At 40.1% G+C, this 11,942-nt stretch carries 10 protein-coding genes; 3 read left to right on the forward strand and 7 right to left on the reverse strand.

From position 1 onward, the window contains the following. Positions 1–240 precede the first annotated feature (240 nt). From FXO21_RS09655 to FXO21_RS09665, 3 genes are all read left to right on the forward strand, one after another. Positions 241–1,509, forward strand: coding sequence for a site-specific integrase (locus FXO21_RS09655; RefSeq protein ID WP_149639890.1), 1,269 nt, complete (start codon positions 241–243; stop codon positions 1,507–1,509). A gap of 2 nt (positions 1,510–1,511) precedes the next feature. After that, a complete protein-coding gene (locus FXO21_RS09660) occupies positions 1,512–2,183 on the forward strand; it encodes a hypothetical protein (protein ID WP_149639891.1) in 672 nt (223 codons plus the stop codon). Positions 2,184–2,729: 546 nt separating this feature from the next. Beyond that, complete coding sequence (locus FXO21_RS09665; RefSeq protein ID WP_225865636.1) at positions 2,730–3,890, forward strand: cysteine desulfurase family protein; 1,161 nt, start codon at positions 2,730–2,732, stop codon at positions 3,888–3,890. Here the strand turns inward: FXO21_RS09665 and FXO21_RS09670 are convergent. The 7 genes from FXO21_RS09670 to FXO21_RS09700 form a co-directional block, all read right to left on the reverse strand. Beyond that, positions 3,887–4,273 (reverse strand): DndE family protein, encoded by a 387-nt coding sequence (locus FXO21_RS09670; protein ID WP_149639893.1) that lies wholly within the window; start codon positions 4,271–4,273, stop codon positions 3,887–3,889. The genes FXO21_RS09665 and FXO21_RS09670 overlap by 4 nt on opposite strands. Further along, positions 4,266–6,359: a DNA sulfur modification protein DndD gene (gene dndD, locus FXO21_RS09675; RefSeq protein WP_149639894.1), complete on the reverse strand. Its 2,094-nt coding sequence runs from the start codon at positions 6,357–6,359 to the stop codon at positions 4,266–4,268. The genes FXO21_RS09670 and dndD overlap by 8 nt, the downstream gene beginning before the upstream one ends. Further along, the gene (gene dndC / locus FXO21_RS09680; RefSeq protein WP_149639895.1) at positions 6,346–7,689 is read right to left on the reverse strand and encodes a DNA phosphorothioation system sulfurtransferase DndC; all 1,344 of its coding nucleotides are present in this window, start codon (positions 7,687–7,689) and stop codon (positions 6,346–6,348) included. The genes dndD and dndC overlap by 14 nt, the downstream gene beginning before the upstream one ends. Before the next feature lie 120 nt (positions 7,690–7,809). Further along, complete coding sequence (locus FXO21_RS09685) at positions 7,810–8,964, reverse strand: DGQHR domain-containing protein (protein ID WP_149639896.1); 1,155 nt, start codon at positions 8,962–8,964, stop codon at positions 7,810–7,812. Continuing rightward, positions 8,961–10,409 (reverse strand): nucleotidyltransferase family protein, encoded by a 1,449-nt coding sequence (locus FXO21_RS09690; RefSeq protein WP_149639897.1) that lies wholly within the window; start codon positions 10,407–10,409, stop codon positions 8,961–8,963. The genes FXO21_RS09685 and FXO21_RS09690 overlap by 4 nt, the downstream gene beginning before the upstream one ends. A gap of 291 nt (positions 10,410–10,700) precedes the next feature. Beyond that, the gene (locus FXO21_RS09695) at positions 10,701–11,525 is read right to left on the reverse strand and encodes a relaxase/mobilization nuclease domain-containing protein (RefSeq protein WP_149639898.1); all 825 of its coding nucleotides are present in this window, start codon (positions 11,523–11,525) and stop codon (positions 10,701–10,703) included. Continuing rightward, entirely contained in the window at positions 11,522–11,851 is a 330-nt protein-coding gene (locus FXO21_RS09700; RefSeq protein ID WP_149639899.1) for a plasmid mobilization protein, read from the reverse strand. Before FXO21_RS09700 ends, FXO21_RS09695 begins: the two co-directional genes overlap by 4 nt. Positions 11,852–11,942: the final 91 nt, after the last annotated feature.

Consider the following 11,942-nt stretch of genomic DNA (forward strand, 5'->3'; position numbering starts at 1 on the left):
CAAACAAAAAAGCCGCTGCGATTGCTCGTAGCGGCTTTAAGTTGTGGTGATGGACGGAATCGAACCTTTGATTTCTACTTTCATGAGCTTTTCGTTAAAATATTCTGATTCTGAGCTACTAATGGCAAATATATAAAATTGAACCAAGTAACATGCAACCTTAAAAAGTAATTTTCTCGTAAACCATTTTGTAAACCAGATCAGTTAAGATAGATTTGTGGAAATCAAGTCGTCGGCTGCATGGCTACTACAAAATACTATCTCAAAAAGCCAAAACCAAATGGCAATTGCCTGATATCCTTGTATTTCCGCTATGGAACGGAGCAGGTTGTGGTTTCTACAAATCAGTTCATAAAGCCCAAGTCCTGGGACGCAAAAAACCAGAAGGCAAAAGCCAGCCACGAGGCTTATTTGGAGCTCAACGCCAACCTGGATCGGTGGCGAAATGAGGTTCAGAAGATATATCAGCAGCGACTTTACCAGAAACTGTCGATCACTCCCGCCGATCTGAAACCGCTATTTGAGCGCGAGATAAGGACTGATAAATATGAAGCGGCTCCTGAGAAAGGTAAGCCCGGCCTGATCGAGTTCGTCAACAAATACATCAAGTCCGTCGAGGGATTCAAGAATGCCAACACGATCAAGACCTACCGCTCGCATTTGAAGATGTTGACAGCGTATCAGACCGATACGAAGAAGAAAACCATTGCCTTCAACGACATCACACTGGATTTCTACCACGATTTTAAACGGTTTATGGTCGAGATCAAGAAATACAATGAAAACACACAGAATAAGCACACCGGCCTTTTAAAATTCTTCTTGAACGAGGCGACAGAGCGAAAGGAGAATGACAACATAGAGTTTAAGAGTCGGCGGTTCTCGACGCCCCGTAAAGAAGTAGATTCGATCTATCTAAATGAAGACGAAATCAAGCTCCTGATGAAGCTGGACCTATCAGCTGAACCCAGGCTGGAAAAAGTACGGGATCTCTTCATTGTTGGCTGTTTCACCGGCCTACGCTTCTCTGATCTCACGGCCATACAAGCCGAAAACATATCGCCGGACTTCAAATACCTGAAAACTAAGACGATCAAGACAGATGAATTTCTGGAAATTCCGATCCACCCGATCGTCAGGAAAGTAATGGAGAAGTATAAGGGTAAGACGCCGAACCACTTACCGCCCGTGATATCAAATCAGAAGATGAATGAATATCTCAAAGAGATCGGCGAGAAGGCCAATTTAAGCGATGATGTGGCTTTATTCGAAAAGAAAGGAAAAGTCCGGACGCAGAAAAAGGTAAGTAAGTTTTCGTTAATTACGTCTCACACAGCCAGGCGATCATTTGCAACCAATGAGTATCTTGCCGGCACACCCTCCTACGCCATCATGGCAATCACCGGTCACCGGACCGAAAAGGCATTTTTGACATACATCAAGGTAACCAAAAAACAGTACGCGCGACAGCTTTCAGAAATCTGGAAGGAGCGTTTTAAAGATGAGTGATTATGGAGGACAGTAAGAAACCAGTCGGGAAATATTCGACAGTAAAGAGACTAGGAGAAACGTTTTTGGGAATCAAAGGAGACGACATACCCCTTGTTTCATATTTTAAGTACGATGTCGTTGACCAGCTTAATGAATTTCATCTGGTTTTCCCGTCGGAACCAAGTACAACCTTGTATGAAAACACAATCTTCTCGAAACTGGTAAGGCTCGCTACTTTCAGCCAATCTCTCCGATGCTTCCGGTATCATTATGAAGCTTACCCGGACAAGGTCGAGTTTCTGGATTTCTTCGTAAATGAAATTCCCATTCGACTAACACAGCCTTACTCTGCACAAGAAAAAACCATTTTAGAAGGCCTGCTGGCGGAAGTCAATCGACAGCTGGAGGAAAACACAGTCATTCCGAAGTGCGAGGAAGAAGTAGACATTTACACCTACTTGCCTCAGGGAAAGGTTATCGCGTTATTCAAGACGATTTTCTACAGTACCAATGGGGACAAACCTTTCGAGGCGACACAAGATGATCTTGTTGCCCTTCTTAGAAACTTTACGCCTTTCAAAAAAATGAAACGTAGTTACATTGCGAAGAAGGTAACTGAGAATAATGCAGCTGACCATCTACCTGAATCTCTGATTATTGAACTGAAAAAATTCTTGACAAATAAATCGTAGTCAGATCTTCACCAGTAATGTGCAAATTTTGCACATTACCCATTGATTTCATGAGGACCAAGTTTAAAATAGTGCTCGTAGCAAGAGAAAGAGAGAGTCGCTTGTGCCAGAAATTTTACAATAACGATAGTTGATGGTATGCACGTCAATTTATTGTCCGACGAAATTGGCATCAAGTCTTCGACAAAAAGTAGCAAACTCTTAGCTATCACTCGGAATTACTCGGATTTTTGTACTGAAAATAGGCTTAACTGTCTCATTTACTAGACATTACTCTTAGACAAAAAGCATTCAAATAAAATTATCATTGTCTAAGAGTTGTAATAGAATCTATCTAAGGCGCTTCGGACCAGTATGCTTGCAATTGTCAAGGAATACTTGTCAGTTCAAACCGAAGGCATGCCAGAAATGCATAAATATTGTCTATGACAACATGTAATTGTACCCCTAGGATATAGAGTGAGATCCATCTAAACAAAAATTCTGCATTTGGGCACTTTGAAACGGACAATAGGGTTCTTCCTGAAAGTCTAAATGCTTTTGACTATGAATGAAAATTGCCTGTATCTTGACTATGCGTCCACGACCCCAACAGATCCCAGGGTGCTAGATGCAATGCTGCCCTATTTCGGTCAAAAATTTGGAAATCCTGCAAGTAGAACACATGACTTCGGAGTTGAGAGCAAAAATGCAGTACAACGAGCAAGAGCTCAATTAGCCGATCTAATTGGGGCTAAAAAGGATGAAGAGATCATATTTACATCAGGTGCCACGGAGGCAATAAATTTGGCAGTAAAGGGGGTATATGAAAATTACCGGCACAAGGGTAATCATATCATCACTACCATAGTTGAACACAAAGCAGTTCTAGACACTTGTTTGTATTTGGAAACGCAAGGTGCCAGAGTAACCTTGCTAGGGGTTAATCAGAGTGGCCTAATAAATTTGGAGGAACTAGAATCCGCAATCACGCCAGAAACAGTCCTGATCTCGGTACAATATGTCAATAACGAGACGGGTGTGATACAGCCGATCTCGGAAATCTCAGCTATAGCCAGGCAGCGAGATATTTTGTTCATGACTGACGCAACTCAAGCCGTGGGTAGAATCCCGTTAAATGTCCACAAAGAAAACATTGATCTGCTTACCTTTTCCGCCCACAAAATATATGGCCCTAACGGTATCGGAGCGCTTTATGTAAAGAGCACCTACCCACGCATTAAGATTACGACTCAAATACATGGTGGGGGACATGAATTTGGCCTAAGATCAGGAACTTTAAACACTCCTGGAATTGTCGGCTTCGGTGAGGCTGCTGCCCTGTGCAAAGAAAGCTATCACTCGGAATTGGCGCATTTATTTGCACTTCGAAACTCTATCGAAGCTAAGTTATTATCCCTCCCAGACTGCCATATAAACGGAATAAATGCTCCTCGGGCCCCTCACATCGTTAATTTTCATTTCGATGGTATCGACGCTGAAGCCTTAATAATTCATCTTAGGGACAATATTGCCATCTCAAATGGTTCTGCATGCACCTCGCATAAAGTAGAACCTTCGCATGTTATCATGGCGATGCACCACAGCGAAGACACGGCATATTGTTCTCTTCGGCTAAGTATCGGGCGCTTCACCCCACATGCAGCAGACGATACCGTTGCAAAGGCATTTGAGTTGGCCTTGACAGAAATCGCGAACTTTCGCTAAAAAACTAACTCGAGAAGTCCTTCTTCGATGCAGCGTGCTAGAAAATCTATACCGTCACTATTTGCATAAGGCTCCATTTCTTGCAATCCATGATCAATATGGAGTTTTACATATTTCGGAATATCCTTATCATTGTCCTCTATGTCATAAAAATGGCAAATCATCGCCAGATAAATTTCGACATAATTGCCAAAGAGTACCTTCGCCGAGTATATCTTTCCTTTCGAATCCTTAATATCTTTCAAATCCAATCTGACAGCTCGGGAAAGCGAATAAGCGAATGCTAGGCGAGCAATAATATTTTCTGGCCCTAACGCTAATTTGTTTGTTAGGCTAGCAATCCTTTCCCTATTGGCTTCTGATGTTGTTATGGAATTAAACATCTGACTTAATCATTTTACTTGGAGACATAATGGAAAATAGATTCTCGTTCGAAGTTCTTCGGATAGTAGAAGATTCTTCACTTCTGTCATGAATAATGAGGTGACAGCTCTTCACATTATCTTCTATTATTTCAAATTCAGATTTGGAAAATTCCTTATTTAACAATGGCAAAATCACTACCTGCTTTGATACACGAGGGTAAAATTCTCGCAAAATATTTTGCGCATGTGACATATCTAATTTCTGCATTGGGCTATCTATAAATACAGGAAATTCAATCTTAGATTCTTTAACCAAAGCTTGAAAAATAGCAGTAGCATAAAGTTGTTTCTCGCCCATTGATAATTCTTCTTTATTAATCTTATCTCCCCTTTCACTCAACAAATCGATATCAATAATTTCACCTTCAATTCTTATTGAAACGAGCTTGACAAACCGTTGCTTGTGCATAAGTCTATTTAGACAGTCAGCAATAGTCTTTTCAAGCAAATGTTGTTTCTCGTTTTGGATACTAACTATGAATTTATCCAATCTACGAATTAATCTAACGGCAGTATCATCTTTATCCCTCAGGTCATCCTTGACCGAAATTTTCCTCTGAAACTCCGACAAAACTTTTCTTTGCACATTCAGGTCATTAGTTAAGTTAACAATCTTAACTGTCTCTTCATCGATTTCATGTTGCAGTAACTTTTTCAAATTCTGCACGCTGCCGAGTTTCAGCTGAAGATGCTTAACTGAACTGTCATTCTCCTTCGACTCCGCCTGAGAAAGCTTCTTACTCACCTCGTTTAATTCGTACCGATTCCTCTTGAGCTCCGTATTTAGCCTTTTAAACTCGTCTCGATAGGTAAATCTCAGTTGTCTTCCAATGGCCGCCATTTCGCTGTAAGCGCTTTCGCTAAGGTTACGTCGCCCGTTTCTCACGAGATCTACAGCACGAAGAGTATCTAGCCTATCTAAGAAGGCTACAAATTCTGGGTTGACGATTGATTTTTCAATGGTTTGAGGTAGACTTTCAATAAATTTTGCAAAATCATTTCGTAGATCATTTAAAGTTGCAGAAGTAAGCTCGTGCAGCTCACTGCCTTCTAACTTACTCCCTGAACTCTTCAAGGTCTCAAAGAAAAGCCGCCCTGCCATTGCGAAAGGGGCAAATTCGAGTAGCATTTTAAAAGTCTCTTTGAGCACCTCCGATACCTTCTGCAGATCTTCCTTTTTGCTTTTTAGCTTGATCATATCATCATAATCCAAGCTTGTTCCAAGTCGCCACAGCCTTGTTTGCAAAACCACAATTTGATCTTCAATTTCCGTCAGTCTCAATTTCTTCTCACTTCTACTTTTCTCGCACAAATCTAAATCCTGCTCAATAACCGATACTAACTTCTCTAATTGAATGTATCTTTCAGTATCTATAGAAGACGCCGATTCCTTTTTATATTTCAGCCGCAACTCTGCCAAGTTGTTTCGCAAATCTACGTACTTCTTTATCCCCAATACCTCAGCATATGCCTTACCGAGCTGGCGTCTCTCATCAGCAGACTGATTGTCAGCTAAAGAAGTAATCTTTTCCGCATCGAAAAAGAAAAATTTTGCTATTTCCTTGGGTAAGATAAAGTCTTGGACAAAAATGTCATTGCCAATATCCTGCACTAGCTCATTTTTTTGCCCGTCAATGTATATTTCCAATTGATCTGATTTATCACCAACTGTAAAAGATCTCTTAACTTCTACCTCATTAGCAATTAAACCCGATATCCGCAAGCTAGAAAATAGAATTGAAACAGAATATGTATCGTCTAGTTCCGACGCGGCGGCACGATTCAAGCACCCTTCTAAAAACTTTGAGTACCCTCCCACTTCTCTAATTCGCCGCCTGAAACTATCTTCAACATCCTGCATCTGTCCACCATAGAGGCACCAAACCAAAGATGTCAGAAAAGTGGTTTTGCCGTATCCATTATAGCCGCTAATAATATGGATATTCTTCTCATCATCCGCATCGAAACACACTTCATTAACACCCTTATAAATCCGGAAGTTGTAGAGCTTTATCTTTTTAATCAGCATCTTAATAATTCTCAAATTTTGTAAAAGTCGGCCTTACGTGCTCTTGCAAAATGTTCTCAATATCGTTTTGAAGACCATGCTTTCTAAGTAGCAAACCCTTATTTTTTTGCGCACTAAGCAACCTTTGTATCAATAACTCATCATTGGGATTATCGTTACAAATGTCCCTCAGTAACTTCCTCTCATTATCTACTTCAAGAGATCGGTCTTCAAATTCCACGGTATCTCCAAACACAGCCCTGTATGCATCACCAACACTATACTCATAAATGTGATCGCGGTTCCAAACGATTTGGATAGCCGACAGCTCCTGAAGAGAGATGAGCTGGTTAGTTGGGTCTTGAATCGTCGCCGCCTTCTGGGCTTTCAGAACCATAACCAGGATCTCGTAACGATATTTTGGCCAATAAGGACCCACTCCTTCTGCCTTATTTCTCCTGATGGGCATTCTATACTTATCTGCATCATACCCTTCGTTTGAACGATCTATTGTTTCGTAAAGAAAATCTCTTACCTGCATCAAAGTAACCATCCAGTCCTCTCCATTATCTATCAGCGCCTCCATCGATCTATCCCGTTTAACCACTGTACAAACCCAACAACCGAACCGCGAATTTCCGCATGAAGGGGTTTGAACGTCCATTACAATAGGACAGTCGCCGCCACTACCATTTAGATAGAGGGTTCTGAGTTCGTTATTTTTATCTCCTGTCCATGGATTCTTGGTAAACTCCAAAAATGACCACACCTCCTTGGTTGTCATATCTTTGATCGGAGCATAAGCCATAGCGTTCGGCAATGGATGTTTACTTAACCTCTCACCCTTAATGGAGTGTTTCCGTATCGAGGCTGACCGAGATGAGCTTTCATCGGTGCGGGTTCCAATCAAAATGATTGCTTCTCCATACTGCGCAACTTTCTCCTTGATATATTGAGTGGTGGGCGAGATTTTTAACCTTTCCGTACACCACCGAAAAATATTGTTTGGAGCAGGGTATCCGCGGCCAATCAGATTCACCCAAAAGCTATCATCCAAACGGGGAGTAGTGTGCTCAACAACAATTGGGAAACCTTGCTCCGTTGCCCTTTGCTGAATGATTCTAAGTTGCGCGTTAACAAATTTGAGGACCTGGGGATTCTCAACTAAAGTGTTATTGCAAATCACATATATTGGGCGGACCTTTCTTTCAATCTCATTGAGGCCAGATATTGCCTCCCAAACCAACATTAACAACGTAGTCGAATCTTTACCACCACTAAAAGCAACAATCCATGGTCGCCGTCCATCATCTTCCAAGAACTGCTCTTGAATTTCCTTAATTAGGTATTGTTTATTAAATGCCATTATTGATCTTATAAAATAAACCTAAAAACACTTACAACGCACGCGTTTCATTTATTATCACAGCTGCTAAATTAGAAACCAATATTTCATTCAATAGTATTATGAAACACAAATTTTTACTTATGGTACCGGCTGCATATTTTTAATAACTTCACGAATCTTTCTAAACCCTGACTCAGAATTATAACCAGAAAATGGACCACCATTACGCCAGTCATCAATTTTTACTTTACTATCAAATATTATTTTTTGAATACTTTCTTCGGCTTTTTCATTTAAGCCATGTTCCTTAACGCTCTCCCCAATTATGAAATTGATGGCTTTGGCACCGAGGCCCTTTTGAATATAGAAATCTTTACTGTAAAATATCTTTACTATTTCGCCTTCATCATTTTTAACTATATCCTCTCTAAATGCCTTACCCCATTTTATTTTGACAACATCATTCCAAACTTTTGACAAAAAGGCGCCGATAACTTTCGCGGAATTATTACAATATTCAATTAAAGGCTGACCTTCCAAATCTTTCCCATTATTGGAATACGGAACATCTAGAATATATTTATCGATAATCGACTTAATTGATTCGCTAAAAATGGTAACACCAATAATTCCCAATGAAATTTCCGAGTGGATATCAAATTTTATTGCATTCCTCCAAATATTTTCCTCGCCCTCACTTTTTAGAAAAAAGGCAGTTTTTATTGCAATATGGCGTGACACTTCATTATTCTCAATTACTTCTTCCTTAATTTGGTAATCATGCTTCGCCAACTCCGCTAAATCTGTATTTATTCTTTTACTTTTAGAATTAATATCTGTAAAAACTTCTAACTCGACCGATCTCTTTTTTTCCTGAGATATAATTATTATCACGTTTAATGGGAAGTCAAGCAATTCAGACTTTTCCTTGGAAGCCTCCCATAAACCATATATCCTATGTTGACCATCAACTATTCTAAAAACTTGTTTCGTTACATCAATATCTATAAGTCTACTAGGATCGGCACTATTTTTAAGCATCTCCTCAACTACATCTTCATCCACCCCCAAAATAATAGAAGTTGGAAGTCGAAAATTATTACTTTTTAGCGCATCGTTTTTAATTCTATTTAAATGGACTTTATTTGGCTTTCTTTGATATCCGTCATCGTCGATTCCATAAATCAGGACTTTGCTAATTTTGTACAAAATTTGAAACGGAATTATTAAGCTAATGTATTCTTGATTTTGCTGCTTATAGCGAATAATCGGAAATGAATTAGTTTTGTTCATATATTTCTTAGGGATTCTAGCAATTCAGTAGCTAATAAAAATATTTTTTTATCGAGGTTATTCTTTTTGTTTTTTACAATGTCTTTAATTTTTATTAATCCATCACCAACATTAGCATCAAGCGCCTGGTCCAAAAAGGGAGTAACATCTCCGTTAAATATAAGTATTTGAATCATCTTAATTATCTCACGATGATTATTATCAATATCCTCGTCTTCCGCAGCCATCGACATTATTCTTGCTGATATTTCTTGAAATTCCTTATGCCTTGCAGCTGATAAAAGAATTTCTGAAGAACTACTATGATTCATCAAATTTTTTATCCCTTCGAAAAAATCATCAGAATCTTCGCTTAAAATTTCTGCATAATATCTTGAAAAATCGAAGAGATACTGCTGAATTTGATTGTCGTAATTGTCTTCAATAATCTTATCGACACCATCTCTGCTATTCCACCAATTTATGTAAATTGTCTCTATAACTATCAAATGAAAGTTCGAATCTCGTATCTTCAGATATGAATCCACAAGAGGTGTCTGAACCGGCCACCGTAAATGATCGTAATCCAGAGTTATTAAAACTTCAGGCGATATCAGTTCATGAAAGTGTTTCAGGAAGTGAGAAATCTCCTTTAATTGGTATGGGGCATCAAATTTCTCCTTCAATAAAACTGATAACTCATTTTCAATTTTTTCCTGAAATTTTATGTGTTCGGAATTTTCCACATAGTTCGCACCGGATTCACGAAGATCATATAATAGGTGCTCTATTCTATCTAGAAGTTCACCTACGTTGTTCATTGTGACCTGAACCGTATCCTTAATCGGCGTTACACTGTAATCTTTATAAAACAGTGTATGATCTAAATCACCCCAAGCCTCATCTATTTTACTCTTGATTTGCAACTCGAATCCGTATAACCCTTGGAAAATGCCTTTAATCCGATAAATATCAAGGCCATTTTTCATTCGTTGTGGTTGATCCTCCAGATCTTGAAAGGAAATTTCGTTTCTTATAAAAAAGTCCTTGCTGTTTTCTAAAAGCTTATATACTTGAATACAGTCCTTTTTTAACTCAGTAACTATCCTAACACCGATTATGTCATCAAGTTTTTGGATATCTGAGATTATTCCAGCCTTTTTAGTGTTAACATCTTCATTGATCAGGTTATGGCCTGCAACGATACTTAACCCAATATTCTTTCTAATAAGTTTTTCATAAAAGCTCGTTTCTTCCTTTATCCGACCTTTTATCGAATAATATTTAGACTTGTAAACCGAGTTTACCTTCTGTAATGAATAGTCCTGCGCCTTCTCATTGAGTAGCTGGGCAAAAACAGATTTAAGTTTGGTTAACGGAGCTTCCAGTGTATCGGTCACTGTCGCTTTGTACACCTCTGTTATTTCCTTGTACTTCTCAATGTTTTCACTAATAAAGTCGGGCATAATTACTTGAATAAAAATTTACACTAAACAATTGTTATTAAGCGAGTTATATTTCACTTCACTATTCCAAAGCAGCAGCTGCCGTACGCATCACTGTCCTTTTGCTGTTTTGTGTCAGTAAATAGTTAAAATTTTCGTCGATCAACCAATTTAGTACGGGCAAATTATTAAACGGTCATTTTGACCGTTGACCACTTCCGGCACCTAAATGATTATGCAGGCGAATGTCACTTCCAACGCAGCTGGCATTGACATGACGACTACAAAACTTAACACAAAACTACCCTTTTTTTACTCCAATCCGTGACCTCTCGAGTTTCGAATCTTCATGGCCTTAGAATGATTCGACGCATTTGGTGCCATCAGCACCAACGCGTTTCGATCTAACTGTTTCTGCAGCTGTTTCGCCGTGAATCCGACGTCTTGGCCGCTTAGTGGCACTCCCTGAAAGATGTAACTGGAATATTTTAATTCTCCATCGTACACCGTGAATTTACACTGGATGCCTTTTTCCTCCAACAATCGCTCAACATCAAATGGGGTGACACATTTATGCTTCAAGGCATCTTTAACAGCTAGATTTATAACTCTCTGAGCTTCTCGTCTGTGATCTGCAACATGTCTCAAATTCCCTATTTCGCGCTTATTTAACGTCGCAAAACCGAGCTCCTGAGAAATCCCCTTGCATACCCGAACATTCCGAGCATAATTGTGTGACGTCTCAAGAGCCTTCCCCCCTCCAACAGGCGCACGGTTAAAATACACATGAATATGCCTATACGGCCGGTCGTGATGCTGAAACACCACTATCTGATGATCCTCCGGATTTGCACCCATCTTCTCACAATACCGATTAGCCGCCTCAATCATTTGCTCCTTACTCGGATTCTCCCCCGGCTTCCAGCTAAGCGAAGTATGCCAAACCGGTTTCTTGCATCGACTAAACTCCGCCTCCCGCTGCATCTCCAGCGCCATTCCCTTCGGATCACCCGAAACCAGGTTATGAGTCAAAAGCAGCTCCGACTTTCCTTCTATCTCTTTACCATTTACACGCAAGCCAGCGCCGTAGCAGATCGCTCCCAGGAAGTCCGCCCCTATCGTCGTTTTCGCTATCATTTCACCAAGATCCGTTTAAGCTGCTCCAACACTTCCATAATCGGCTTATGATAGAAGAAACCATTGTTGGCTTTTGCGGCCAGCTGGTTTAGGTTTCTGCCGATACCCACTAAGTTCCGTTTCTCGTCTTTGTCGAACCTGGCTTCGACGGGATGGCCGATGCCCAGCCTTCGTAAATATTCGGACACAGAATACCCCGCAAGCATTGCTTTCGATTTGATCGTCGAGTATTGTTGCTGCGTTACGCGCAGAGGGATTGTTCGGTCTTTATTTGTCTTTTTGGGTTGACGCGGCCGATCAGCCGCATTGTCGAAATGCTCTTTCATAGTTGTCGATAAGTTGATGGATTTTGGGGTTCGGGGTGGCACCCCGACAAGACAAGGGAGGAACGACCGGTGTGTTTGTAACTGCAATTCG

It is taken from the genome of Dyadobacter sp. UC 10 (assembly GCF_008369915.1).
Lineage (GTDB): Bacteria > Bacteroidota > Bacteroidia > Cytophagales > Spirosomataceae > Dyadobacter.

Coding starts and splice junctions, on each gene's coding strand:
- FXO21_RS09655 (WP_149639890.1), top strand. CDS start 241: ATGGCTACTACAAAATACTATCTCAAAAAGCCAAAACCAAATGGCAAT.
- FXO21_RS09660 (WP_149639891.1), top strand. CDS start 1,512: ATGGAGGACAGTAAGAAACCAGTCGGGAAATATTCGACAGTAAAGAGA.
- FXO21_RS09665 (WP_225865636.1), top strand. CDS start 2,730: ATGAATGAAAATTGCCTGTATCTTGACTATGCGTCCACGACCCCAACA.
- FXO21_RS09670 (WP_149639893.1), bottom strand. CDS start 4,273: ATGTTTAATTCCATAACAACATCAGAAGCCAATAGGGAAAGGATTGCT.
- dndC (WP_149639895.1), bottom strand. CDS start 7,689: ATGGCATTTAATAAACAATACCTAATTAAGGAAATTCAAGAGCAGTTC.
- FXO21_RS09685 (WP_149639896.1), bottom strand. CDS start 8,964: ATGAACAAAACTAATTCATTTCCGATTATTCGCTATAAGCAGCAAAAT.
- FXO21_RS09690 (WP_149639897.1), bottom strand. CDS start 10,409: ATGCCCGACTTTATTAGTGAAAACATTGAGAAGTACAAGGAAATAACA.
- FXO21_RS09695 (WP_149639898.1), bottom strand. CDS start 11,525: ATGATAGCGAAAACGACGATAGGGGCGGACTTCCTGGGAGCGATCTGC.
- FXO21_RS09700 (WP_149639899.1), bottom strand. CDS start 11,851: ATGAAAGAGCATTTCGACAATGCGGCTGATCGGCCGCGTCAACCCAAA.